The sequence below is a fragment of the Thermocaproicibacter melissae genome (assembly GCF_024498295.1).
Taxonomy (GTDB): domain Bacteria; phylum Bacillota; class Clostridia; order Oscillospirales; family Acutalibacteraceae; genus Thermocaproicibacter; species Thermocaproicibacter melissae.
This window is the reverse complement of the sequence record NZ_CP101827.1, coordinates 1,413,625-1,439,271: the sequence shown is the minus strand read 5'-3', so window position 1 is coordinate 1,439,271 and position 25,647 is coordinate 1,413,625. Positions and strand designations below refer to the sequence as shown.

General features: G+C 47.1%; 25 protein-coding genes. 6 read left to right on the top strand and 19 right to left on the bottom strand.

Annotated elements, in window-relative coordinates; all coding sequences use genetic code 11:
- Nucleotides 1-45: 45 nt before the first annotated feature.
- From NOG13_RS07110 to NOG13_RS07090, 5 genes are all read right to left on the bottom strand, one after another.
- Nucleotides 46-900, bottom strand: a complete 855-nt coding sequence (locus NOG13_RS07110) for a sugar ABC transporter permease (protein ID WP_283109879.1) — start codon at nucleotides 898-900, stop codon at nucleotides 46-48.
- A complete protein-coding gene (locus NOG13_RS07105; RefSeq protein ID WP_283109878.1) occupies nucleotides 897-2,243 on the bottom strand; it encodes a carbohydrate ABC transporter permease in 1,347 nt (448 codons plus the stop codon). The genes NOG13_RS07110 and NOG13_RS07105 overlap by 4 nt, the downstream gene beginning before the upstream one ends.
- A gap of 133 nt (nucleotides 2,244-2,376) precedes the next feature.
- Complete coding sequence (locus tag NOG13_RS07100; RefSeq protein WP_283109877.1) at nucleotides 2,377-3,672, bottom strand: extracellular solute-binding protein; 1,296 nt, start codon at nucleotides 3,670-3,672, stop codon at nucleotides 2,377-2,379.
- A 237-nt stretch (nucleotides 3,673-3,909) separates the two neighbouring features.
- Entirely contained in the window at nucleotides 3,910-5,886 is a 1,977-nt protein-coding gene (pulA, locus tag NOG13_RS07095) for a type I pullulanase (RefSeq protein WP_283109876.1), read from the bottom strand.
- Between the two features lie 353 nt (nucleotides 5,887-6,239).
- The gene (locus tag NOG13_RS07090; protein ID WP_283109875.1) at nucleotides 6,240-8,327 is read right to left on the bottom strand and encodes a glutamine synthetase III family protein; all 2,088 of its coding nucleotides are present in this window, start codon (nucleotides 8,325-8,327) and stop codon (nucleotides 6,240-6,242) included.
- 576 nt (nucleotides 8,328-8,903) lie between these two features.
- Between NOG13_RS07090 and NOG13_RS07085 the strand changes: the two genes are divergently transcribed.
- Complete coding sequence (locus tag NOG13_RS07085) at nucleotides 8,904-9,425, top strand: glycosyl-4,4'-diaponeurosporenoate acyltransferase CrtO family protein (protein WP_283109874.1); 522 nt, start codon at nucleotides 8,904-8,906, stop codon at nucleotides 9,423-9,425.
- A 62-nt stretch (nucleotides 9,426-9,487) separates the two neighbouring features.
- Nucleotides 9,488-10,630 (top strand): cohesin domain-containing protein, encoded by a 1,143-nt coding sequence (locus NOG13_RS07080; RefSeq protein ID WP_283109873.1) that lies wholly within the window; start codon nucleotides 9,488-9,490, stop codon nucleotides 10,628-10,630.
- A 1-nt stretch (nucleotide 10,631) separates the two neighbouring features.
- Here the strand turns inward: NOG13_RS07080 and NOG13_RS07075 are convergent, their stop codons facing one another.
- The 7 genes from NOG13_RS07075 to potA all read right to left on the bottom strand — a co-directional run bounded on the left by NOG13_RS07075 (nucleotide 10,632) and on the right by potA (nucleotide 16,697).
- Complete coding sequence (locus NOG13_RS07075; protein ID WP_283109872.1) at nucleotides 10,632-11,078, bottom strand: hypothetical protein; 447 nt, start codon at nucleotides 11,076-11,078, stop codon at nucleotides 10,632-10,634.
- A 48-nt stretch (nucleotides 11,079-11,126) separates the two neighbouring features.
- Entirely contained in the window at nucleotides 11,127-11,765 is a 639-nt protein-coding gene (locus tag NOG13_RS07070) for an HAD family hydrolase (protein WP_283109871.1), read from the bottom strand.
- A 14-nt stretch (nucleotides 11,766-11,779) separates the two neighbouring features.
- Nucleotides 11,780-12,562 (bottom strand): L,D-transpeptidase, encoded by a 783-nt coding sequence (locus tag NOG13_RS07065; RefSeq protein WP_283109870.1) that lies wholly within the window; start codon nucleotides 12,560-12,562, stop codon nucleotides 11,780-11,782.
- 175 nt (nucleotides 12,563-12,737) lie between these two features.
- A complete protein-coding gene (locus NOG13_RS07060; RefSeq protein WP_283109869.1) occupies nucleotides 12,738-13,928 on the bottom strand; it encodes an ABC transporter substrate-binding protein in 1,191 nt (396 codons plus the stop codon).
- A gap of 6 nt (nucleotides 13,929-13,934) precedes the next feature.
- A complete protein-coding gene (locus NOG13_RS07055; protein WP_283109868.1) occupies nucleotides 13,935-14,747 on the bottom strand; it encodes an ABC transporter permease in 813 nt (270 codons plus the stop codon).
- Nucleotides 14,744-15,598, bottom strand: coding sequence for an ABC transporter permease (locus tag NOG13_RS07050; RefSeq protein WP_416201146.1), 855 nt, complete (start codon nucleotides 15,596-15,598; stop codon nucleotides 14,744-14,746). The genes NOG13_RS07055 and NOG13_RS07050 overlap by 4 nt, the downstream gene beginning before the upstream one ends.
- On the bottom strand, nucleotides 15,567-16,697 hold the full coding sequence (potA, locus tag NOG13_RS07045; RefSeq protein ID WP_283109866.1) for a spermidine/putrescine ABC transporter ATP-binding protein: 1,131 nt from the start codon (nucleotides 16,695-16,697) through the stop codon (nucleotides 15,567-15,569). The genes NOG13_RS07050 and potA overlap by 32 nt, the downstream gene beginning before the upstream one ends.
- A gap of 427 nt (nucleotides 16,698-17,124) precedes the next feature.
- On the opposite strand from potA, the gene NOG13_RS07040 reads away from it, so the two are divergent.
- Nucleotides 17,125-17,295 (top strand): hypothetical protein, encoded by a 171-nt coding sequence (locus NOG13_RS07040; protein WP_283109865.1) that lies wholly within the window; start codon nucleotides 17,125-17,127, stop codon nucleotides 17,293-17,295.
- A 65-nt stretch (nucleotides 17,296-17,360) separates the two neighbouring features.
- On the opposite strand, the gene NOG13_RS07035 is transcribed toward NOG13_RS07040, so the two are convergent.
- The 3 genes from NOG13_RS07035 to NOG13_RS07025 all read right to left on the bottom strand — a co-directional run bounded on the left by NOG13_RS07035 (nucleotide 17,361) and on the right by NOG13_RS07025 (nucleotide 19,460).
- Complete coding sequence (locus tag NOG13_RS07035) at nucleotides 17,361-17,540, bottom strand: hypothetical protein (RefSeq protein WP_283109864.1); 180 nt, start codon at nucleotides 17,538-17,540, stop codon at nucleotides 17,361-17,363.
- A 129-nt stretch (nucleotides 17,541-17,669) separates the two neighbouring features.
- The gene (locus NOG13_RS07030) at nucleotides 17,670-18,326 is read right to left on the bottom strand and encodes a glycerol-3-phosphate acyltransferase (protein ID WP_283109863.1); all 657 of its coding nucleotides are present in this window, start codon (nucleotides 18,324-18,326) and stop codon (nucleotides 17,670-17,672) included.
- A 15-nt stretch (nucleotides 18,327-18,341) separates the two neighbouring features.
- A complete protein-coding gene (locus tag NOG13_RS07025; protein ID WP_283109862.1) occupies nucleotides 18,342-19,460 on the bottom strand; it encodes an MGDG synthase family glycosyltransferase in 1,119 nt (372 codons plus the stop codon).
- Between the two features lie 302 nt (nucleotides 19,461-19,762).
- Here NOG13_RS07025 and NOG13_RS07020 point away from each other — a divergent pair, with 302 nt between their 5' ends.
- The 3 genes from NOG13_RS07020 (at nucleotide 19,763) to NOG13_RS07010 (ending at nucleotide 22,130) form a co-directional block, all read left to right on the top strand.
- Entirely contained in the window at nucleotides 19,763-20,617 is an 855-nt protein-coding gene (locus tag NOG13_RS07020; RefSeq protein ID WP_283109861.1) for an amino acid ABC transporter substrate-binding protein, read from the top strand.
- 88 nt (nucleotides 20,618-20,705) lie between these two features.
- Nucleotides 20,706-21,347 carry an amino acid ABC transporter permease gene (locus NOG13_RS07015; RefSeq protein ID WP_283109860.1) on the top strand — a complete coding sequence of 214 codons (642 nt, stop codon included), beginning with the start codon at nucleotides 20,706-20,708 and terminating at the stop codon, nucleotides 21,345-21,347.
- Nucleotides 21,348-21,359: 12 nt separating this feature from the next.
- Nucleotides 21,360-22,130, top strand: a complete 771-nt coding sequence (locus NOG13_RS07010; protein ID WP_283109859.1) for an amino acid ABC transporter ATP-binding protein — start codon at nucleotides 21,360-21,362, stop codon at nucleotides 22,128-22,130.
- A gap of 29 nt (nucleotides 22,131-22,159) precedes the next feature.
- Here the strand turns inward: NOG13_RS07010 and NOG13_RS07005 are convergent, their stop codons facing one another.
- Genes NOG13_RS07005 through NOG13_RS06990 form a run of 4 tightly spaced genes read right to left on the bottom strand, consistent with a single transcriptional unit; the run spans nucleotide 22,160 to nucleotide 25,642 of the window.
- Entirely contained in the window at nucleotides 22,160-22,444 is a 285-nt protein-coding gene (locus NOG13_RS07005) for a DUF4176 domain-containing protein (protein WP_283109858.1), read from the bottom strand.
- Between the two features lie 41 nt (nucleotides 22,445-22,485).
- Nucleotides 22,486-23,874 (bottom strand): DUF2196 domain-containing protein, encoded by a 1,389-nt coding sequence (locus NOG13_RS07000; RefSeq protein ID WP_283109857.1) that lies wholly within the window; start codon nucleotides 23,872-23,874, stop codon nucleotides 22,486-22,488.
- Entirely contained in the window at nucleotides 23,868-25,367 is a 1,500-nt protein-coding gene (locus NOG13_RS06995; RefSeq protein ID WP_283109856.1) for a hypothetical protein, read from the bottom strand. Before NOG13_RS06995 ends, NOG13_RS07000 begins: the two co-directional genes overlap by 7 nt.
- Nucleotides 25,364-25,642: a hypothetical protein gene (locus NOG13_RS06990; RefSeq protein WP_283109855.1), complete on the bottom strand. Its 279-nt coding sequence runs from the start codon at nucleotides 25,640-25,642 to the stop codon at nucleotides 25,364-25,366. The genes NOG13_RS06995 and NOG13_RS06990 overlap by 4 nt, the downstream gene beginning before the upstream one ends.
- Nucleotides 25,643-25,647: the final 5 nt, after the last annotated feature.

Sequence of the window (25,647 nt, the reverse complement as noted above, 5' to 3'; positions counted from 1 at the left end):
AGCCTCAGGTGGTAATTTAGGCTTTTTGCGGATTAGTTGCACTTACTAGCCTTTGACTGCTCCGCCGGTGATCCCTTCCACATAGAATCTTTGCAGAATAAAGAACAGAATCATGATGGGAACACCAATGCAGACACAGCCGGCGTTGAATTGTGTGAAGTTGTTGTAAATGTTATTCTTCTGTATCATCTGATACAAGCCGATTGCTACGGTCCATTTGTTGTAGTTATCGCCCATGACGACGTTTGCGAAAATAAAGTCGTTCCATGGACCTATGAAAGCCATCAAAGCGGTATAAACAACAATTGGGCCGGAATTCGGCATGATGATATGATAGAAAATCTGAGCGTTTGTGGCGCCGTCGATTTTCGCAGCTTCATCCAGAGAACGGGGAATGGTATCGAAGAAACCTTTCGCTATGTAGAAGCCGAGACCTGCACTTGCGGAATACTGAATGACCAATGCCCAAAGGTTCTGCGTTAAGCCTACCGCTTTTAAGATGAAGTAGACGGCAATCATTGACATAAAGCCGGGGAACATGCCAAGAATCAGGGCAATATTCATATATGTCTTACGGAAAGTAAAGCGCAGCCTGGAAAGAACGTAGGCTACGGAAAGCGTTAAGAATGTGCTTATGGCGCAGGAAGCACAGGCAACCCAAAAGGTATTGATAAACCAATCTTTAAATGGGTATACCGTGTTGGTCCATAGTTTTCTGTAATTGTCCAAAGTCCAGTGTTCCGGAATAAAATTGGAAGTAAAGGCACCTGGCTCCTGGCGGAACGAAGTGAGTACAACCCACAGCACCGGAATCAGCCAGATGATTGATATAATAATCAGAATCAGGTAAATCAAAGTAGTGCTTATTGTTTTTCTTACCTTTATGCTCGAATGTTTCATTGAAAATCTCCCTCACTCTTATAGGAAGCGCTCTGATGATACGTTAGAAGCGATATGGTGGCAGAAATAATGAAGCAGAAGATACCGATGGTAGATGCAAGGTTATACTCGTAGTTGTTAACCGTCAATTTGTAGAGCCACGTGACCAGCAGGTCTGTTTTGCCTGCCTGGTAATATTCCGTTGTTGTCGGAGCACCGCCGGTCAAAAGGAAAATTACGTTGAAGTTGTTCAAATTGCCGATAAACTGGGTAATCAGATAAGGCGTTGTAACAAATAAGACGTACGGCATTGTGATTTTGAAAAAGATTTGAACGGCAGAAGCGCCGTCGATTTTTGCGGATTCATACAATTCGTTCGGAATGTTCATCAGAATGCCGGAAGTGATAAGCATGGTATATGGAATGCCAACCCACAGGTTGACAAGCAAAACGACGATTCTCGCATTTGTGGCATTGTTAGTCAGAAAATCGACCCGCTCAAAACCCAAGGAAACCAAAAACTCATTGATGGGGCCGTACAGGTTGAACATGTTCTGCATGACAAGCAGGGAAATAAATTGGGGAATTGCGATTGTTGTGACTAGGATGGAGCGCCACATACCTTTGAAGCGGATTTCCTTTTTATTGATCATCAGTGCAACGATAATCCCCAGAAAATAGTTTGAGAATGTTGCAAAGAAGGCCCAGACAAAAGTCCATCCAAGCACATGAAAAAATGTACCGGAAAGAATCTTGTTTGCCCCCAGCATGTTAGCAAAGTTGGTCAGCCCAACCCAATGGAACAGATTACCTGGGACCTGGTGCTTGCTGTCGTAGTTCGTAAACGCAATCAGAATCATGAAGATAATTGGCAAAACGGTAAAAAACAAAATTCCCAGGACCGGGAGAGTCAGCATAGTTCCGTGGAATCTTTCATCTGCTAACGATTTGATGTCCTGTTTAAAGCTATTGGGGCGCTTTCCCTCCAAACGGTCAGAGACCAGTTTTCTGGCAGAAGACAGGTTAATAAAGTACATCAAAATAAACAGCCCGGTGATTACTACGGCAGCCACGCCGTAAATCAAAAAGAGCATGGAGTTATCTCCCTTTTGCAGAATAGGGAGTGCCTCACCCGGCACGGTTACCCAGCCCTCTTTTTTTGTGCCGAGCGTATAAAGGCCCTGAATCAGGCTGACGCCTTTCAGTGCCATGAAAATGATGTATCCAATCTCGATTCCAAGGAAAAGAAGTCCCTTTCCAATTTGGTGATTTACAAAGTTTGCAAATCCCATGATAAAGTAAGAGCCTGCCTCTTTGTCTTTAAAAGTAAGAGGCACTTTTGCCTTTTTTGTATTATTTTGCATTTTTATTGCTTTGCCGACTATCTCCAAAATTACCACCCCAGCGTTCATAGCGCTTGCAGCTAAGTCCCCGAAGGAACTTAGCTGCAATCATCTGTCAGTATTTCAGAAAGTATTGTATCGTAGGCTATGTCAATTAGCTCTTGATGCTGGATTTGAGCAGATCATTCCAAGCGTCCAGTTTAGCCTGCATATCGGCTTCCTTGATTTTGCCTTCAAAAAGGTCTTTTGTGTAAGCCATGCTGGTATCGGACCAGAAGTTCGACATCTGCGGAACGGAAGGCATCGGGATGGAGAACCTTGCCTGATCCAGCTGAGCCGCAACGGTTTCGTCACTGGTTACGGAAGGATCGCTTTGTGCTTTTTTGTTGGCCGGAACAACTTTTCTGTCTTTGAATGCCTTGATCTGATTCTCTTCATTGGTCAGGAAGGCAGCGAGCTGCATAGCGGCCTGCGGATATTTGGTGTGAGAGTTTACAAGGTAAAGAGTATAGCCTGCGAAAGAAACAATCTGCTTGTCTTCGCCATTAATGTTAATGGTCGGAAGTTTAGCAACTGCGTAATTGTCGCCGAGAGCCTTCATGAACTCCTGAGATTTCCAAGAGCCGGTAGCATGCGCAACAACGGAACCGTTCTTCAGCAGGGAAACAACGTCACCGTCATTGATGTTCTTCAGGCCCTGAGCCTTCAGCGTTGAAATGTATTTTGCAACTGCAAGCGCTTCGGGGCTGTTGAATGTGCTTCCGTTCGGGTCTGTGCCGTCGTCGCCGAACAACTTAACGCCGTTTGCAAAGTAGAAAGGAGCAGTGTCGTAGTTGTTGCCCATATCCCAGCCGACTTCCTTACCGGCTGCTTTCGCTTTCTTCAGCATGCCTTCCATCGTTTTGACGTCGTCCTTGCTCAGAACGCTCTTATTGTAGTACAGGAAGATGGACTGGACGGAACGCGGATAACCATAAAGCGTGCCTTTGTATGTAGAGGCTTGGACTGCACCTGCGTCATCGTTTGCTTTGACCTCGTCAGCGTATACGGTGTTCGGATAGCAGGCGTTTGCTTCTACCAGGGCACCGAGCTGGTCATGCGGTACGTCGAAAACATCGGCTGCCGCATCGATATCCTTCAGGATGGCTGCCTGCGCCTTATCTTCATCCTGCACATTGACGGTAACCTTGTAGTTCTTGTCTGCATGCAGTTTCTCAAAGGCAGCTGCCATTTCTTTCAGCATAGCCTGGTCGTCACCAGAACCCCAGAGGGTCAGCTTAGCACCTTGTTCACCCGGATCGGATGACGTTGTTGCGCTTGATTCTGCCTGTGAAGTTTCTGTTGTCGTGGAGGAAGTAGAACTGCTTCCACCATTGCAGGCTGTTAGGCTAACGGTGAGTGCTGCTGCTAAAAAACCCACAGAAACTCTTTTCCACGCTTTTTCTTTCATGAATTGCTACCTCCTAACTCGCATTAAGCATTAATATTCGAACAATGCTTAAAACATTTTCGAATATTTTCGATTGCTACATTCACAAGTATAGCATTGCGATTCGGTAATGTCAATAAGTTTTGCATTATATTGCCAAATAATTTGGATATTGTTTTTTGCATTTTCGATTATTTCTATTATAATGAGCAGTTAAACTTGAATTTAACAGATGTTTTTCGAACAATTTGCGAAAAACTATTTCTGCAGAGCAGCTTTTAGAATTACAGCAGATTTACGCGACAGCGAAATTTTATCGCCGCGCATTTTCCCGGACGGTAGGATTCCCGCTCCGGAAGAATCGACAAGAATGTCCCATTCGTTCGGCAAATCGGGCTCCAACTGGATTTCTGCATTCTCTGAGAGTACGTTTACGCATACGAGAATGATGTCTTTATCATCGCTCAACGTAAATGCAACCGTGCCGGGAACGGAATCCGCAAACTTCATTTTGCCTGCCGCTCGTGAGGTAGAATCACGGAGCATTGGAAAGGCCAAACGGATTTCGATTAATCCGCGGTAATAGTTCAGAAGATCGGAGAATTCGAGGGTTCTTTTCCAGTCTAGGCGGTTTCTTTCGGCAGGTGCGCGGAAGCTGTTGTCCATTCCGCGCTTTGTGCGGCCAAATTCTTCTCCGGCCTGAAGGAAGGGCATTCCCTGCGCCATTAGATACAACACGGCACAGAGTTTGTTCAGGCAGACAATTTCTTCATCGTACGCGGTATAAATCCTTCCGCGCTTGGTGGAAGCGATTAATTTATCCCACAGAGTCAAATTATCATGTGCCGAAACATAAGAAACGATTTGAGTCGGCGCCGATGCGATCGGTTCGGCAAAGTCGCTTCTGGTCCACCCCTGAAGAGATGCTTTTATGTCGTTCTCCAATTTCAGATTTCCCTGTACAAAGCCCTTTTTGTGCCGGAAAAAGACATCGCCCTTAATCGCGTCGCGGGTATTGTCGCAGAATGCTCCGATGCGCGGATGGAGCAATGTCAGGTGCGCTTTGTCGGCGGGCAGGCTACCCGCTCGCATTGACGGCGCAGAAGCGTACCACGGTTCGCCGTACATCAGAATCTTTTTTCCGTTAGGGAGTTTGTCCAGTTCATCGCGAATGCAGTTCATGGTCTCCACATCGATCAGGCCCATGAGGTCGAAGCGAAACCCGTCGATATGATATTCTTCAGCCCAGTACCGCACGGAATCAAGGATATATTTTCGGCACATGCAGCGTTCGCTCGCTATTTCGTTACCGCAGGCCGAACCGTCTGCAAATTTTCCATCTGGTGTAGTGCGGTGATAATAATACGGAACTGTGCGGTGAAACCAGGAGCCGGGGCCTTCAAAAGTGTGGTTGTAAACTACGTCCATCACGACGCCGATGCCGGCCTGGTGCAGCGCGGCAATCATCTTTTTGAATTCGAAGATGCGCGTTTGGCCATGAAACGGATCGGTGGAATAGGAACCCTCCGGAACGTTATAATTCAGAGGGTCATATCCCCAGTTAAACGCCTTGCCAGGCTGTGACTCGTCGACGCTGCCGTAATCGTATACCGGCATGAGCTGAACATGGGTGATACCGAGTTTTTTCAGATAATTCAGGCAGGTTGGCGTTTTGCCATCCGGAAGTGTGGTGTCCGTTTCCGTAAACGCCAGATATTTTCCGCGCCACTCCTTACGTACACCGCAGTTCGGGTCATTGGAAAAGTCTCCGACATGAACTTCCCAGACAATGGCGTCGGTTTGATGTTCCGGCCTTTGAACCATATCGTTTTCCCAACCCGGAGGATTGGTCTTGGAAAGGTCTACAACCATGCTTCGCCTGCCGTTGACTCCCGCGGCTTTCGCATAAGGGTCGGCTGTTTCTGTGGAGACTCCGAAATTTGATATTTCATATGTATAATAAATGCCCTCATAATCACCGGGCAGTTCCAATTCCCATACGCCACGGCCGGTCTGATGCAAAGTGTGTTTTTGAATGACATTTCCGCCGGAACCCTGCGTATAAAGACAAAGCGAGACGTCGTCTGCAAGAGGTGCCCACACGCGGAATGTGGTGGCTTGCGGGGTATAAATGGCTCCGAGTTCTCCGGAATAGTAATAGTTCTTTTCAAAGTCAGGTGAATTATAGATGGCTGACAACTTTACTGGGTCATTTTGAAAATAGAAATTACTCAACCCACCAGCTTCTTTCACGATTGAATTACGTAATTTCGAAACATATTTTCATTTTAATACACGAAATATGTTGTGTCAATAATTGGCTTTTTCTTGAATTATCTTGGAAGTGTTCTATTAATTGCATAAATGTTGGCTGAATATTTCTGTAATCGTTCCTATATTGCACAAATTTGGAATTAAAAGTATCGAAAAATCGAATGCATAATTATCGAATCATCTGCAACTTAGCGGCCACCGCTTGAATCAGTTTGAAATCGGCCAGAAATAAATAGAGGAATAAAGAAAAGGCGCCCGCAATGCGGGCGCCTTTTTATAGGAAGAAATAGTAATGGATTAAGAAGCAATCAAGTTTAAATTACGCTGAAAAGCAGATCACCGTAAGTCGGATACGGCCAGTATTTGGAGCCGACAAGAGATTCAATAAGGTCGGCGGGCTTCCGGGTGGCTTCCATCTGTTCAAAAACAGTGTTGCGGTAGTAATACGCCAAATCGTACGTTGTGGCGTTCGCCGGAGCATTTTCCACGTCGCTTTCGAGCTTTTCGGCTTCGTCGTAGAGCTTTTCCGAATAGCTGGAGAGCTTCTTGAGCAGATCTTCTTCAAAGCCAGCACTGATGCCGATTTCCTTCTTTCGGCAAATCGTTTCCGCCAGATCTTTTTCATAGGCCGCGGTAGCCGGGAGAATATCTTTCTTAATCATGTCAAGCATGGTGAGCGCTTCAATGTGAATCTGCTTGTAGTAATTCTCAAGCTCAATGTCATATCGGGCGTAGATTTCGGTTTTGGAGAGGACGTGATGCTTACTCAGAAGTTTCACGTTTTCTTCTTTTATGTAGTACGGCAGAGCATCAACCGTGCTGCGAAGGTTCAGCAAGCCGCGTCTTTCGGCTTCTGCCACCCATTCCGGAGAATAGTTGTTTCCGTTAAAGATAATGCGCTTATGGTTGTGAATGGTCTCTTTGATAACCTTATTTAGCTCAGACTTGAAGTCCTTTGCCTTTTCCAGCCTGTCGGCAAACTCCTCCAGCACATCGGCAACAATGGTGTTCAGCATCATGTTCGGGCAGGCGATCGAGGCAGTGGAGCCGACGCTGCGGAACTCAAACTTGTTGCCTGTGAAGGCAAACGGAGAAGTGCGGTTGCGGTCGGTTGTGTCTTTCGGGAAACGAGGGAGAATATCCGTTCCGATTTCCATAAAGACCTTATCTTTTTGCTCGTAGGGAGTGCCGTCTTCAATCGACTTGAGAATTTCGGTCAGCTCATCGCCGAGGAAGATGGAAATGATGGCCGGAGGCGCTTCATCTGCACCGAGGCGGTGGTCATTTCCGGCGCTTGCCACAGAAATGCGCAGCAGGTCCTGATGCTCGTCAACTGCTTTAATGATAGCGCAAAGGAAAAGAAGGAACTGCGCATTCTGGCGAGGAGAATCGCCGGGTTCCAGCAGGTTTTCACCGGTATCGGTCGAAAGGCTCCAGTTGTTGTGTTTACCGCTGCCGTTAATGCCCTCGAACGGCTTCTCATGCAGAAGGCATGTCAGGTTATGGCGGTTCGCGACCTTCTTCATGATTTCCATGATGAGCTGGTTGTGGTCGGTGGCAATGTTGCTGGTTGTGTAAAGCGGAGCGAGTTCATGCTGAGAAGGGGCAGCTTCGTTGTGTTCCGTCTTGGCGAGGATGCCTAGCTTCCAGAGCTCCTCGTCCAGTTCCGCCATGAAAGCAGCTACGCGAGGCTTGATGACACCGAAGTAATGGTCCTCCATCTCCTGCCCCTTCGGCGGTTTTGCACCGAACAAAGTGCGGCCGGTGTAGACAAGGTCCTTGCGTTTTTCATACATGGATTTATCAATGAGGAAATATTCCTGTTCCGGCCCAACGGTTGTAATGACGCGTTTGGCGGTTGTGTTTCCGAAAAGTCTCAAAATGCGGAGAGCCTGTTTGTTAATGGCATCCATGGAGCGAAGAAGGGGAGTCTTTTTATCCAGAGCTTCACCGCCGTAGGAGCAAAACGCCGTTGGAATGCAGAGTGAGTTTCCTTTGATGAATGCGTCGCTCGTTGGGTCCCAAGCTGTGTAGCCGCGTGCTTCAAAGGTTGCACGAAGGCCGCCCGAAGGAAAGCTGGAAGCGTCCGGTTCCCCTTTAATCAACTCTTTCCCAGAGAATTCCATCAGCACTTTTCCGCCGGAAATGGGGGAAATGAAACTGTCATGCTTTTCGGCAGTGATTCCGGTCATGGGCTGGAACCAATGTGTAAAGTGCGTTGCACCTTTTTCCAGTGCCCATTCTTTCATCGCGTTGGCAACTACGTCTGCAACCTTCGGCTCAAGCGGCTTGCCGCACTCTCGTGTCTCTTTCAGGGCCAAATAAATTTCTTTCGGAAGCCGCTCCTGCATGACGGTATCGTTAAAAACCAAGCTGCCAAACATTTTTGGAACATTGCTCAACGAAAATCACTCCCTAGCAAGATTGAGAACAATTCAAAAACAAAAAAAGATGCTGAAGGCAGAACAAAATTGCCTTACAACATCTTTGCTGTAATGTGTTCATTATAGGAGAATGTTGTAAAAAAGTCAAGGCAATTGCATGAATTGAGCAAAACATTGCAAAAATAGGAGTTTTCAACCTCAATTTCTATATTTCATCCACAAACATGCATTACATGCCAACAAATTATGCAAAGTATGCTTGCGTTATCTTCGCATCCGATTCGATAAAACCTGAAAATACGTGAGTAAACTCTGCAAAGAAGCGCCATATTCCAATATTTTATGCAAGAAATCTGTTCTCTGTTGCAGGAACATATTGCCCTAATGGCTGATTATCATTTTTACAACATCGGCTAATTTGCCACGGTAGAGGATGCTTTGAAGATTTGTCATATTTTGCGTTAGATTGGACAAACTAATTTTATTTACCGACTCTTGCACACAAAAAGAAAAAGATGTAATATTTAGAGTGTAAGAATGTATTTGCAGTAATATGCATGACCGCTCCGGCGATACGTTGAAGGGGAAGTGAGAGTGTTGCCGAAGAATTCATCATTCCTCGATATGCTGTTATGGAACCTTGTGATTGTGGCCGTTTGGCACATTCTCTTTTTCATTTTATGCATAAAATTGCCAACAGCTACGTTTGACGCTTCAAAAGGACGCTATGTAGCCCGCCCATGGGAACAAGGCGGCCGTTGGTATCGAGAGAATCTCAAAATCCAGCTTTGGAAAGACAGACTGCCTCAGCATATTGGAAAAACCGGGCTTTCAAAAAAACATTTCAGCGACGCCTCCATTGAGTATATTGACGAATTCATTATGGAGACTTGCCGAGGGGAATGGGTGCATCTGAACGATTGCCTTTGTGCAGTTGTTTTGCTGCTCATCAACCCGCTCCTTGTCGGTTTGGTTCTATCCTTCTTTGTCTTGCTGGGTAATCTTCCGTGTGCCATCGTGCAGCGTTATAACCGTTTCCGCCTGCAGGCTTTGCGCAAAAAGATGCTAAGAGACCTAAGCTCGGCGAAGATTGGGCAAAAGACCGTTACAGCATAAGAAAACCACCAAAGGCAGCCGGCTGATGCTGGCTGCTTTGTTTTTTAGCAAGGAGGATGCGAATGGTAAATCCTCGAATTTTGCGAACGGTATTGGCAGGTATTTTGGCTGTCTTTATCTTGCCGGTGCGGCAGGTGAAAGCCGCATCGCCGGCTTTTGCCTTTTCTACGGACAAGCAGAGCGTCAGCGCAGGCGACACGGTATCGCTGAATGTAAAAATCCAGCCGGGAGCATTCGTCGCCGGCTTTCGTCTGCGTGTCTCGTTTGACGATTCCGTTCTGCAGCTTGCTGGCGTCACGCCTTCCGCTCAGATTGAGCCGGGAACTCTGCAGACGAATGAGATCTCCAACCCAGTGTGTTCTGTTTATGTGTGTAATGTAGACAAGGGGTATGCCCCGAAACTCTCGGGAACCATCCTGACCTATCACTTTACCGTGCTCGGAGGTATTCCGACCGGCACGACGAACATTTGCGTCTGTGTTGACCAGACATGCGACTTTGAAGGTAAGGATATGGTCCTTGACACGCTCCGGACCTTTACACTCAATCTTCAGGCAACACCGAAACAAGAAGAGGCGTATCTTACAGACCTCGTGCCGTCGGAAGGCACACTGGAACCGGCATTTGCACGAGATATCTATGATTACCGGCTTGCGGTGGGTTCCGAAGTCAAGGCGGTTACGTTCCGAACCAGTGCACCGGAAGGCTGCGACGTACAGATTAACCGCTACACACTTTATGCCGCCGGCTCAAAGACGCCCATTTTGATTACGGTGAAGTCAGCGGACGGGAAAGCAAAATCCGTTTACGTTGTTACGGTGGAGCGCGCACAAAAAATTGCCGAAGGGACGGCCTCATCGGCATTGCCCTCCGGCAAAAAAACATCTGAGAAAAACACCAAGGCAGAGAAAGCGCTTGAAGATGCAAAGAAAAGTACAAAAAGTACAGCCGGAAACACAGCTAGAACCACAGTAAGAAGTACCCCCGCTGCCTCTGGGAGAACGAACGGTTCCGCTGTTGAGAGCGGTGCCGAGAGCAGCGCGGAGAACCAGAAGCTTTCCAGCCCTGCTTTAGCGGCTGCGGCTGTACCGCCGCTGACTATCGTTGAGAGCCAGATGTCTCCGTTCCTTACGGGAATGTTGGCAGCGGTGCTTTGCATCGTAATAGGAATTTTGCTTTCCCTGTGGTTCCGCAGCAAGAAATAACTTAGGTGCGTTTGATGAATTCGTAATGACAGACGGGGCAAGTGATCGCAATTTTTCCTTTGCCTCTCGGGACGCGCAGCTTGTTCCTGCATTTTGGACATCTGTAATACTTCCAAGTGTCTTTGTCACGCGCTTTCATGGCAGCGTATTCCTGTTCGGCATGGAAACGGGACGAAATGCCTCGCATCCATCTCCAAACCGGATTCCACCATTTTAGGAACCATTCGTTCTCTTTGCGGCGCTTTGCCACGTTGCGCGAAAGCATCCGCCACAGGCACCAAATCAGTGCAGCAAGGGCTAGCAGAGATAAAATCCAAAGCTTCAGAATTGAGGAAAGCAGAAGCAGAATGCAGTAGAGAACAAGAATGGCAATGGAAAACTGGTCGCCTCCATATCTTCCCGCCATGACCTTGTTGCTCCAAGCCCAAAAACGCATGAGCCAGTTCATTGTGCTGATTTTCCTTTCTTTTGGAAACGTGAGTTATGGGATGAATCGTCAGAAGATTTTTGAGACCGCCACAGGCAGTTCCGAGAACGCCTGAATTGCCGGAACCTCCTCTTTTATTGAGCCGAACCCATAGGCGGCGTGCAGAAAGGGTATTCCCGCATATTTTGCGGAATCAAAATCAAGCTGGGTGTCGCCGACATAAACGGCTTTTTCAAGATTGTTCCGGTCGAGGAGAAGCCGAATATTCTCACCCTTGCTTTTCAAGGTGCGGCCGTAACATTCGGCGTCGGTGAAAAAGCCGCGGAGAGCGCAGCGGTCCAGAAGAATTTCCAGGTAGTCCGCTTGACAGTTGCTGACAACGAATAGCCGGAAATCTCGGCTCAGTTTACGCAGAGTTTCCTTAACCTGGGGATAAAGAGTTCCAAGGTGCTCCTGCAGGTAGCCGTTCGTGTGTTTGGAGCAGAGCTCGCCGATTTTTGACCGGCGTTCCTCGCTGAGGTTGGGAAAAAGGATTCGGTTGATTTCCGCTGCGGTTTTGCCCATCAAGTTCTGAATCTGCTTTGGGGTCACCTGCAAGCCTGCGGTGTCGGTTTGCAGCGCCAATACTTCGTTCCATGCGGCGGCTACCGGTTCCGATGCATCCCAGAGAGTGCCGTCGATATCAAAAATGATGCCGTTTTGTGTCATGAATTTCTCCTGTTCTAGTTGTCTTTATGAATCAATACAACGGTGCCTCGAGGAATGTTGTCGTAAATCCATTTTGCGTCGTCCATCAGAAGCCGTACACAGCCGTGAGAAGCGGGCGTGCCGATTTTTGCTGCTTCTTCCGGCTTCAGATTCTGGTTCTTGTCGAAGGGAACACTGTGAAAGAGGTAGTCGCCATAAAACTGAGTCCAGTAATAGCCGCCTTCCTGCGAGTCTTTATTGTAAAAGGATTTCCCGCGGTCTTGAATTCGGAATGTGCCCGTTGGGGTATCGTTGCCCGGACTTCCGGTTGAGCAGACGAATTGTTTCACAATCATCCTGTTCGCGTCAAAAACAGTAACCCGCTGCGCGGCAATGGACACATCAATCCAAAGGGGACGAGCGGCGTCCTCAAGCGAAATCTGGGGCGGTACCGTCACCAAAGAGACATTGGGAGCGGCAGCGGAAGAGTTTTCCTGCGAGGATGAAGCGGCAGATGAAGCCGCGGATGCCTCGGAAGACGCAGGAGACGCGGAAGATGCAGACGCCGCGGAAGATGTAGACGCCGCGGAAGAAGGTGTCGAAGGTACGGAGGCCGAGCTGGTGAGTTGGACTGCTTTCGCCGTTTGGTCAGCCGAAAAAGCGGAAGAAAGACCGGTCAGCAGACTATCGCGGTAATCCGGTCTGCAAGCTAAAATAACAGCGCATGCTGCAACGGCCATTGCAGCAGCCGCAATGGCTAAGCGTTTATTTCTTTCATTTTTGTTCAGCGAATTTTGTTCGCGTGACTCATCGTTCATATCTGATACTGCCTTTCATCAGGTATGCATGTTCGGTGGAGAGAAAACTTGTCCATATTTATAAAGTATAGTGCATTCTTAAATTTCTGCCAAGGCTTTTTCATGAGGATTTACTAAAAGTTCAAAAATACAGAATCCCTCGTTCCAAGAAAGGAACGGGGGATTTTTTCCGCGTTTATTTTTGCTGTTTGAGCTTGATTTTTTTCCAAATCACAATGGCAAGGTAAACCGCAAAGAAACCAACGAAGACAAGAACCAGCGTCGTGGTCTGGCCGGCGCCTCCCATCTTGACCTGCGCCCAGAGGGTATCGACCTGAAGGCTGATGTCATCGGGAAGAGCAGTAAAGGCTTCCGCATTTTTCAAAATGCTTTCGGGCGGATAGATGATAGGGTTGTTCTGAATTTCTTCCGGTAAAAGTTTTTTTGCTTCCGTTTCCGGCGACGAATAGCCGACTGTTTCCATGTTTGCAGCGGCAACATCCGGCCTACAGAGGAAGTTGATGTAAGCCTCCGCTTCCGCCTTGTGCTTGGATCCCGCTGGAATGCACATGGCGTCTACAAAGAAGTTTGTGCCTTCCTTGGTGGGAATCGCAAAGCCGATGTCTTCGTTTTCGCTGACGAGGGTCGCCGCGTCGCCTGCGTAATAGGGGGCAAGCCACGCTTCACCGCTGGACATCTTGTCAAAAATCTGGTCCATGACATAGGCCTGAACCAATGGCTTTTGTTCTTCCAGAAGTTTGGCGGCCTCGTTCCATTCGTCGATATTCTGCGAATTGAAGGAGTAGCCGAGAATTTTCTGCGCGATCCCAAAGGCGTCGCGCGGGTTATCAAACATCAGTATTTTGCCGGCGTATTTCTTATCCCAAAGGATTTTCCAGCTGTCGACCTTCTCCTTCACATATTTTTTGTTGTAGAAGATGCCGACCACGCCCCAGGTATATGGGACGGAATATTCGTTTGTTGGGTCATAGGCTTGGTTCCGGTAAGCCTTGTCAACATACTTGAAATTCGGGATATTGTTAAAATCGAGTTTCGCGAGCATATTTTCCCGAATCATCTTGGAAATCATGTAATCGGATGGAAATATGACGTCATAATCGGCGCCGCCGCCGGCCATTTTGGAATAGAGCGATTCGTTGTCTTCAAAGGTGGTGTAATTCACCTTGATGCCGGTTTCTTTTGTGAATTCGGCATTGACATCCATGGAACCGTCTTGGCCGTTGGAAATATATTCGCCCCAGTTATAGACATTGATAGTGACGCCGGTGGACGCAGCCGGTTTTTGTGTTTCGGTTTCGGCTGCCGAAACCGGAACACACCCAATAAAAAGCAAAGAGGCAAGAAGAACGGCAAGAAATCTTTTCAATGTCTCTCAAACCTCCTTTGCCGGTGCTTCATCGCTCTTTTTATCCTTTGCCGTGCGCACATTGATGATGAGCAGAAGCACAATGATGATACCGAATAGGCAGGTGGAGAGCGCATTGATTTCCGGACTGACGCGCTTGCGCGTCATCGAGTAAATGAAAATCGGCAGAGTCTGCGTTGTTCCGCTTGTAAAGTAACTGACGACAAAGTCGTCAATCGAAAGCGTGAATGCCATAATCAATCCGGTCATAATGCCGGGCATGATTTCCGGTAGGACAACTTTAAAAAATGCCGCCCTGGGGGTACAACCTAGGTCCTGAGCTGCTTCCGCAAGGTTCGGGTCCATCTGGCGCAGTTTCGGCATGACGGAAAGAATTACATAGGGCAGGCAGAAAGTAATATGCGCGAAAATCAGGGAAGTCATGCCGAGCGTGGAACCGCCGATCAGCTTGTTGCCCGCCACAAAAAGGAGCATCAGCGAAACGCCGGTTACAATATCGGGGTTTACCATCGGGAAGTTGGTGACATCCATGACCACGCGGCGAAGCCATTTGTTCATGCGGGTGATGCCGAGGGCCGCGGCGGTGCCGAGAACCGTAGAAACGGCAGCAGCCACTACCGCGATGATGAGCGTGTTCCGCAGGGCAGCAAGCAGCATGCTGTCCTGAAACAACTGATTGTACCAACGAAGCGAGAAGCCGGTGAAAACGGAACGGCTTCCGACACTGGAACTGTTAAACGAAAAAATAATCAGCACCACAATCGGGGCATAAAGGAACAGAAAAATCAGGAAAGTGTAGATGCGAGCTGCTGTTTTCATACAAGCACGCCCCCTTCTGTTGCGCCGTTTTCATCAAACTGGTTCATAATGCCCATGCAAATGAGAATCAGCACCATGAGGACGAGGGAAATGGCGGAACCGAGGTTCGGGTTGTAGGCGCTTCCGAGGAACTGCATGTCAATAAGGTCGCCGATGAGCAGATTGCTGCCGCCGCCCAACATCTTCGAGATGATGAAGGTGCTGACGGCCGGAACGAACACCATGGTTACGCCGGAGATGACGCCGGGCATGCTCAAGGGGAGCGTTACACGAAGAAAGACTTTGCGACGGTTTGCGCCGAGGTCCTGCGCCGCCTCAATGACGCGCTTGTCAATTTTGGTCAGCACCGAGTAGAGCGGAAGAATCATGTAGGGGATATAGTTGTAGACCATGCCAAGCACTACGGCGCCCCGGGTGTTAATCATATGAATGGAGGGAAGGCCGAAAAAGTTCAGCACGCGGTTGATGATGCCGCTGTCTTCCAAAAGTGTCATCCAAGCGTAGGTGCGGAGCAGAAAGTTCATCCACATGGGGAGCATCACAAGCATAATCAGCACACTCTGCCTGCGCACATTGGTTTTTGAGATGATGTAGGCAAGCGGGTAGCCGAGCAAAAGGCAAATAATCGTAGCAATTGCTCCGAGCCAGATGGAACGAAGAAACACGTTGGAGTATTGCCCGACTGCCTGTATATTCTGCAAGGTAAAATTACCGTTTTTATCGGTGAAGGCGAAAATGACAACGAGAGCCGTGGGGACAATAATGAAAATGATCATCCACACAAGGTAAGGCAGAGAAACAGATTTCAGTTTCAATGCGCTATGCCTCCTCTCTGCCTTCGGAAAGGGCATTGCTGTCCTCATCCATTTCGTCGCTGAAGGAGCTGTAATCGCCGAAGGTGCCTGAGTACTCGGATTTATGCATGATATGAATTTCATCCGGCTGAATCGAGAGGCCAATTCGGGCGCCGACCTCTTCGTGTTCGGTTGTCTGAATCATCCATTTGAAACCGGCAACGTCGACGATAATTTCATAGAACACGCCCTTAAAGGTAACATTCACAACAACACCGGTCAAAACATCATCGCTTGGAGCAACAATGTCAACGTCCTCCGGGCGAATAACGACGTCAACCGGTTCATCCTTGCGGAAGCCCTTGTCGACACAGCGGAATTTCTTGCCGGAGAATTCGACGAGATAATCTTCGTGCATGATGCCGTCAATGATATTGCTTTCCCCGATGAAATCGGCCACAAACGCATTTTTCGGCTCGTTGTAAATGTCGAGCGGGGTGCCGATCTGCTGGATTTGGCCCTTATCCATGACCACGACTTCGTCGGACATGGAGAGAGCTTCTTCTTGGTCATGCGTTACGAACACGAAAGTGATGCCCGTCTGCTTTTGAATTTTCTTCAGTTCAACCTGCATATCCTTGCGCAGCTTCAGGTCAAGCGCGCCGAGCGGCTCGTCCAAAAGCAGAACCTTCGGTTCGTTTGCAAGCGCACGGGCTATGGCAACACGCTGCTGCTGACCGCCGGAAAGCAGGTTCACGTTGCGGTGCTCAAAGCCGGTCAGGTTCACCAGTTTGAGCATTTCCGTGACCTTTGCCTTTACTTCGCGTTCACTCTTTCCGTGCACGCGCATACCGAAGGCAATGTTATCGTAAACGTTCAGGTGCGGGAACAGTGCGTACTTTTGAAAGATTGTATTAACTTCTCGCTTGTGAGGCGGAAGATTTGTAATCTTTTTGCCGTTGAAAAAAACATCGCCAGAGTCCGGATGGACGAAGCCGCCTATAATGCGAAGGGTTGTTGTTTTTCCGCAGCCCGAAGGACCGAGCAGCGTAACAAATTCTCCGTCGTCAATGCTGAGGTTAAAGTCCTTCAGCACGGCCTCTCCGTCAAATGAAACGGCGATGTTTTTCAGATCGATAATTGATACTTTTTCCATAAGTGCATCCCCTTTGCGGTAAAATTAAAGCTGTGCCAGTCAAAAAGACTGAACGCATTCCCCCGGCTGCGCTTTTAGGACTGCCCTCCGCAAAGGATTTTTCGCAGTAAATGAGACTGCGGCAGTCACGCCGCCGGAATCGGAAAAGCCCTCGACTGTTGTCGAAAAAAGCTTCCCTTTAAGATGCAAACGCAACATATCACATAATAGACGTAAAGTTCATGATTGTCAATGATTTTTTAATAATTTTTGAAATATTTCAAGATTAATTTGATTTACCAGCAGAAATGCTCCGTTTTCCTCTCATATGCTTCGGTTTTCACACGATTTTTCTGCCTCCAATATCCAAAAGCTATACAAAATGCCTGAAAACGGAAACATGAACTTGTCCAGAAAGGGGAGAATATTTGTCGGAGGTGGCGCTTTTATGATTGATGGTTTTTTTGACGGGATTATTCCGATTGGAGCAGCAAGAAATTCGCTTGAAAGAGCGTTCCTCAGCCTGCCGGAAGAAACGCAGCAGCGGCTGCTTCAAAAAGGCGGGGATACCGAAGAGGGGCTGCGGCGCAACCTAGAAGAGCTTAGCATGAGGGAGTAAAAGAACCCGCAGTATCAATAAGACGCGAAACAGCCGCCCCAAAAGGGCGGCTGTTTCGCTTTTGCTCAGTAGAGGAAGCCATCGTCGAAATCCGGCTCATCCGGATCGCCCGAAAGAAAGGACGGCAGAATGTCAAGGTATGACCGATGAGTTTGACTGTAATAAAAAGGCGTGTCGTCTTCCGGAAGCTCATCGTCATCTGGAATTCTGTCATAGTCTTCCGGTTTGGTGTAAGTCACTATCATCGTTACCGCTCCTTTCCGTTGTATTCTGCGGAGCGCCGCCGCCGATTATTCGGGTCGGGCCTGCGGAAATATCTGTAAGGGACGGAGTCGGCGGAAGTGCTCGGCAGTGTGATGGTTTCACCCCACGAATTATGGGCGCCGGAATTTCGGCAGAAAATCTGCCGTTAACAGAACATGACCTCCAAACTTAACGGTAATTTTTCCTTGATTCGGATTCCGCGCAATTTTATAAACTACAATGGCTCCAATCAGAAAGAGCGCAGTACGCACAAAGATATTCGGTTCCACAAAAAACATCGCGCAGCAAGTAAAAAACAAACTGACAAAAACGCAGACAGAATCAGGAGTTGTTACAAAAATGAATTTGAAAAGGAACATATTGATTGCCGGCAGAATCAGAATATGGCTCACCGGCCAAAGACCAAGCAGAACGCCGTAAAAAGAGGCAACGGCTTTACCGCCTCGAAAACGCAGGAATGGCGAAAATGCATGGCCGAGCACCGGCGCCACAACCACCGGAATCAGCTGCGCACCGGTGATTCCTGCGTATGTAACCGCCGCGTACACAGGCAGAAAAGCTTTTAAAACATCAAGAAAAATGCAAAGAAGACCAATTGGCTTTCCTGCGGCAAGAATCGCATTGGCACCGCCCGGGTTTCGGTCGGGCGCTTTCTCGCGGATATCAATACCTTTCAGGAGCTTCGGTAAGCTATAAGAATACATCACCGATCCAGACAAAAATCCGATCAGCGTGAAAAACACATAAGAATGGAAAAAATCGGACATGAGCGTTTCCTCCCTTTACTGCACCTTGCAGCCGACAGTGCGGGAAGCAAGCGCAATCAGGTAATCGGCAATCCGTTCATTTGTATCGTCCGGCCAGAATTTCTTCTGGGCCTCTTTGATATTTTCTGCGGCACCTTCGTCGAGCGCTAGTTCACGGACAGCCGAAACAATATCCTTTATATCCTGCCGAAAAACGGCTGCCCCGTGAGAACTTAAAAACTCCGCGTTTCTCTGTTCGCAGCCGGGAATCGGTTGGGTCAGGACAAGCGGAACGCGCTTCGCAATCGCTTCCGTAGAGGAGAGACCTCCCGGCTTTGTTAAAACGACATCGGCGGCGTCCATCAGCTCCGCAACCCGGTCTGTATAGGTAAATGGAATGATTTTTTCTGTCGGTATTAGTCTATGCAGAAGCTCTTGGTTGTTGCCGCACAAAACTACAGCCTGAGAGTCCGGTATGGCTTCGGTCAGCGCCGCGGCAATGCGGTCGATGTCGCCGTAGCCCATACTTCCTCCCATCAGCAAAAAGATATGCGAAGCCGTCAGGTGAAATGAGCGGCGCGCTTCTTCCTTCGGTACGTGTTTCAAAAATTCCGGCTGCACAGGGATTCCAAGCGGGCAAAGAAGTTCAGGCGAAATGCCTTTTGAGGCGAATTCCTGCTTGAGCGCGGCGTGGGGAATGATGTAGCTGTCAAGCGACGATTCTTCCCAGAACGGGATGCAGGTGTAATCCGTCGCGAGACCTGCCGCGGGGAGCTTTAAGCCATGGCCCCTGCGCAGATGAGTGATAGCCTGTGCGGAAAAAATGTGCGGGCAGATGATCGCATCCGGCCGAAAACGGGTAATTTCTTCAAAAAGACGGTCTGCATATAGAGTATTTAATCCGTAAATCGGCGAGTGACCACCCGGCGAGGAAATCAATTCGCCGATGCGGTAAAGTTTACTGAAAAAACGCGGAGAATGTACCGTAATGCCGGCGTAAAGGTCCGAAACCCGCCGGGAAACCGATTCTTTTTTTAATTTGAGAACATCAAGAACCTTGGTCTCACAGTCTCGTGCCTCCAAAGCCTTGCCGACAGCCAGAGAGGCGGAATTATGCCCCTCACCGGTTGCCGTAGATAATATGAGAAATCTCATCCATAATCACCGCAATGACTTCTTTTAAACATTATAGTACGAAAAGAATTTGGATTCAATTGCTGCCGGTTGAGGAAAATATAGTTTTTGACTTTTCTCTTTTTCATCCTTATGATACAATAAAAATAAGCTAAGACTCTAACAGTACCAAGAATTGGTCTGATTTTTGTGAAAAAGACTGAATCCTGTCTAGAAAGCCGGGCAAAAAAGGGCAACCCGCCGAAATTGCTGTTGCCTATTTACTTTAGTTAGGTAATATGGTAGCATACAGATATAAAGTGAAATTTGGAGTGTATCGTAATATGATAAAAGCGAAAAAGCTGGCTGTGATTCTTTCGGCGGGGCTTCTTCTCATTTCCGCATCTGGCTGCGGACTTATTGATTCGGCAAAGAATTCAAACGATCAGTCTTGGGAGCAAGTTAAATCCGCAGGGCAGCTTGTTGTCGGATTCGACAAAGCCTTTCCGCCTATGGGCTACATAGACACGGAGACGGGTGAGACCGTCGGCTTTGACATCGATATGGCTACGGAAGCCTGCAAACGCCTTGGCATTTCCGTAAAATTTCAGCCAATTGACTGGGACAACAAACAGGCTGAACTGGACAACGGCAATGTGGACTGTCTGTGGAACGGTTACAGCAAAACGGAAGAGCGTGCAAAAAAATGCAACCTCAGCGTTCCTTACATGAGCAACAACCAGATTATTCTGGTAAAAACGGATTCTTCCTACAATGGCCTTGACAGCCTGGCCGGAAAGGTTATTGGTGTTCAGTCTGATTCCTCAGCGGAAACAGCCTTGAATGACCCGGCAAATGCCGACTTCAAGAAGTCGTTGCAGGATGTTGTCAAGATTGATGACTACAGCAAGGCTGTGCTTGAAATTCAGAACGGGACCATTGATGCCATTGCCGTCGACGAAGTTGTTGCAAGGTATTACCTCACGAAAAATCCGAATGCTTATCGAATTCTGAAGGATAAAGACGGTAAAGAGGCCTCACTTGCTGTTGAGGATTATGTAATCGGTTTCCGAAAGAACGATGAGGCTTTGAAGCAGAAAATCGAGGGTGCCCTCAAAGAAATGGCGAAGGACGGAACGGCTACGAAGATTTCGCAGAAATGGTTTGGAAAAGACGTTATTACCATTCCGAAAGAGTAACAAATCCATACGCAAGGGCCCGGTGCAACCCTGCAGGGATGCTCCGGGCTTTCGCCTTGCCAGAAAGTAATTGGGGAGGATATACTACTTGAACTACAATGTATTGATTACGCAGATGCTGGAGTCGACGCTCGTGACACTGCGCATTTTTTTCGTCACGGCAATTTTTGCGCTGCCGCTCGGCATGCTCGTCGCTCTGGGACGCATGACAAAAATCAAAATTATCAACGTACCCGTCAGAATTTATATTCTGCTGATGCGCGGCACGCCGCTGATGCTTCAGCTTCTGTTTATCTTCTATGGTTTTAAGCCGATTTTCGGCATTCAACTGGACCGTATTCCCGCGGCGGAAGTTGCCTTTGTATTGAATTATGCCGCCTATTTTGCGGAGATTTTCCGCGGCGGCATCGCGTCGATTCCGCGCGGGCAGAGGGAAGCGGCAAAAGTCCTTGGCATGACGCGGCAGCAGACATTTTTCCGCATTCTGCTCCCGCAGGTCATCAAGGCGATTCTTCCTCCGATGGGCAACGAGTTTATCACCTTGGTGAAAGATACATCCCTCGCGCAGGTAATCGGCGTCGTTGAGCTGCTGAAAACGACTTCCGACTGGGTATCCTCTGCCGTCAGCATGGTGCCGTTCGCCATTGCCGGCGTGTTCTATTTGCTGATGAACGCCATTGTTACGCGGTGCTTTACCGCCGCCGAAAAACACTATGCTTATTACCGTTAGGAGGAACTCGGAATGCCTATTTTAACTGCACATAATATCCGCAAAAAGTTCGGCGGCGAAGAAATCCTCAAGGGTATTTCCATAGACGTTGAAAAGGGCGAGGTGCTCACGATTATCGGCCCTTCCGGTTCCGGAAAGAGCACTTTGCTCCGCTGCATTACGCAGCTGGAAACCGTAGACAGCGGTGAAATCACCGTCTGCGGGGAAAAGCTTACGACGACCGGCCCTGACGGCAAGGCAGTCTATGCCGATCGCGCAACCTGCAGCCGCATTGCCTTGCACATGGGGCTTGTTTTCCAGAACTTCAACCTTTTCCCGCATTTCTCCGTTCTTCGGAACATCACGGAAGCACCGATGTGTGTGCTTGGGAAAACGAAAGAAGAAGCGGAGAAAACCGCCCGTGAACTGCTGGAGAAAATGGACCTTGCCGACAAAGCGGACTCCTATCCATGCCAGCTTTCCGGCGGACAGCAGCAGCGTGTATCCATTGCGCGGGCGCTTGCCATGAATCCGGACATCCTGTTTTTCGACGAGCCGACGAGCGCGCTTGACCCGGAGCTTACGGGCGAGATTTTGAAAGTCATCCGCGGCTTGGCGGAGGAACACATGACGATGGTTGTTGTTACACACGAAATGGCGTTTGCACGCGATGTTGCGGACCGTGTCGTTTTCATGGCGGACGGTGTGATTGTGGAGCAGGGGACACCGGAGCAGGTGTTCGGCAATACAAAGAGCGAACGCACAAAAGCCTTCCTTGCGCGCTTTAACAACAGCGGAATGTAATTTTGTGTTAGAAACAAACGGGCTGGCAATTATGCCGGCCCGTTTGTTTCTTCGGCTTCGTCCGCGTTTAGGACTTCTTTGATAAACTTTTTGTCTTCGTCATCGCTGTATCCTTTGAAAATGACTTTGTCAATTTGGTTATGGTCAAATAGGAAGGTATATTCATCACTCACATTGCCTTCCGGGTAAAAGCAGGCCACATAATCATACATCTTTCCGCTTTCTACTGCCATTTGTTTTCTTCCGTAGATCATTATTTTTTTAGTACCACCCTTAAGCAGCACTACGCTTCCAATTGGTAAATATTCTTTCATTGTTTTTTCTCCTTGTCGCTATAATTTTTTGTTTATCAGCCCTATTCCTTAACGTCTGGTTTCCACCCTTTTTTTCTGCGGATCGTCACAGACAAAAATTTAATCAACATCACAATCGTGGTGACAACTGCTACAATCAAAAAAGTATATTTGCTGTCAAAAAGAACTCCTAGCAGACCTGCCAATAGAATCATAGGAAGGGATGAATTTTTCGGTACCACAATCAAAAGGGTGAATATTGAAGCTGCTGCAATCAATATCGTAATCCCGATTGCTAAATAACAATGATAGGATGCTTTTTTATATGCTTGCCAATACTTACTTTTTGACCCAAAAAACACACAAGTACACAGTGTCAACATAATAAAGCAGAATAAAAACACTGTGATGCTTGCTTCATTAAATCCCCAAAAGAAACAAAGAATTGAAAGTACCCACGTCGACACTGTAAAGAATGCACATGCTTTGGTGAAATTTTTATATTCAGGCCTAGCCTTTTTTTCTATGTCAGTTTCTGCCTCAAGTATGGTTTGCTCGGTAAGCATAGCTTGTACTTCTGCTTCATCTTTGGCCCGTTTTTCCGGAAATTCTTTATAATATTCTTCCGAATCGTCTCTCTCAGGAGCATGAATATCTAATGTAATCTCATAAGGTTCTCCATATACTTTTTTCACCCGGCCAGTTTTTCTGCCTTCCCGGATTACTACATGACACCCTTTTTTTTGGTAAAGCCTTTCCGTGGGGTCAACCAATCGCTCTACATGGCCGTGAGTAATTTTTCCGGTTGCCTCATCCTCATCCAGTACAACGTCTACTTCTTGATTCGGCTGGATTTCATACATCATAGTACCATCCATTGAAAACAAGTCATAAAAGTCAACCCTGTTTTCAATAAGATATAAGATTCCTTTTTCTTCAACCAACTGATTGAAATAAATTTTGATTTGCTTTTCATGACCAGTCTGCCAATACGACAAAAAGCGCCCTACCTCAACAATTGTTTTTGGGGGTAAAATTTCTTTGAACCTTAGCATGGTGCGGTGAAATATGTCACGCTCAGGATGATAAAACTTAAAGACATTATATTTTTTTTCACCTGTGATTAAGCAAAAGGTAATGTCGTAATCCTCTTCAGGGTCAAACAAATCAACTTCATAATATATTCCTATAATAAAATTCTTGGGGAACCAAATATCGTGATCTCCTCTTTTACCCTTTCCGGTTTGTACCCTGAGCCAGTGTTCGGATACTTTCAGAGTGTAGCGTTCGTTAATTGGTATTGTTTCAAAGTGCTCATTCAAAAGAGAAGGCGGTATTTCACGTTTATGTTTTTGCAAAGATTTAGAAGCGAAGTAAACGGGAGTTTTTCGCCAGTTTGATCTTGCAACAGTAAATATGATTAAAGCCATGATTATAAAAAAAACTACCATGCCATCACAGCCTTCCCAACATCTCCAAAGAAACCATTAAACAAGTTTACAGAAGAATCCAGTTTCTTTTTAATGGCGTTTCCAGCATCTTGAACGGCTTTTGCTGCGCCCTTTGCGGCATCACCCACAGCATCGCATGCCTTTTCAACACCGGTGGATACCCATTCTTTTACTGTCTTTCCGTTTATCTTTGCATCGTCAACTGCCCAATCATAAAGTTTGCTAGCAGCCAAGCCGATCCCAAACCCGACAGCGGCGCCCACAACCGTACCTACTCCTGGAATCGGAATTGCGGTACCAATTGCTGCCCCAACTTCTGCACAGCCGGTTGCAATTGCCATAGAGCCTAACCCTTTGACTGCAGTTGCTGTGGCATCGCCAATGGTGTGTGAAACAGTTGCTCCACTTTCAACATCGTTTTTTATTTCCATGCCGGTATCAAATGCTATGGAAGCATAACCAAGGATTTTCCCCACATTGTTGATTTTGGTGGAAATTTTCGTGCCTTTTTCAAATCCGTATATTTTTTTAAGGCCATTCTTAAAGCTATTGTAATCCTTAAAATTTTTCTCCCACAAACTTTTGTCCGTAATGTTCTCTAAAAATTTTTTTGCTCCTTCAGAAAAACTTGCATCAGGTGGAACAAAGCGGTTCAGGCCAGCCTTTATAAAAGCTTTTGACCCGATTTTATATCTTGTTCCTTCAATGCCTTCCAGATCTTCCAAATCACAATTTTTTAGAAAACCACTTATGCCGCCCTTAATATGGTAGTAATTTCCTACTTTCACAATTTTAAATATCCTGCAGTGTTTAATACATAGATACAATTTATAAACAATATCTAAAGTATCTGGGACCTTATCCATAGCATTGTTCAAATTATGAAGCAAATTTTCCGAATGATCAAGCAATTCAGGACCGAAATTCGCAATAACTAGACTGTATGCGATCAGTTCAGCCGGGGGCATCATTTCAACTCTCAGGAAATTAGCAAGAAGTTCATAATAATTAGGCACTATTTCGCCATTTTCAATTTTCAGATATTTACGCAGGAAGTCGTTTAATAAATCGTCGTAATATGCCTGCGAAAGAATGGATTTTACATTCTCAGCGGTAAAACTGCCCTTTTCAGGACTGATAATTTCCGCCATTTTTGAAATATAGGTTTCAATCTTCTCCAGTGAATCTCGTATGTTTGTAAAAGTGCTGCAGTAGGAATGGTCTACCGCATGTACTTCATTAAATATTTTTTCAACAGAGGAAACTGCTGCCTTGTTTTTTGCCGTAACCTTTTTATGATAAGAATTTACGTTATTAATATACCCAGCAAGGCCTAATTCGCCGATTAAATCCGCATAATCACACCAATGATCTTTATACCAGTCCGTAAAATTGCAGACTTCGCCGTTCTCAATTCCTTTTATATAGTTAAGCAATTCCTGCTTGCAAGAGTCAGAGAAATCTCTCAATATTATGGGTTCTCCTTCCTTCACTTGTTTTCCATGAGGCGCGCCGTAGTTTGGTCGGAGTTCTCAAAGCTTTTCTTTGTGTTTTCCATAAATCCAATTGTATTTTCAATTAGTTGGACCATGGTGGTGTGTATATCGTGATAGAGGTTTCCTATGAGTTCCAGCTCGTTACAAGAGGCACCGCCGCCAACCGTTGCAGGAGGAGTCGTATTCATAGCAGTCCATCTGCTCTCCATGTTTTTTAAAACATTGATTTGAGCTTCCAGATTGGAGCTATTAACATGAATCTGAGTGCTCATAGAAT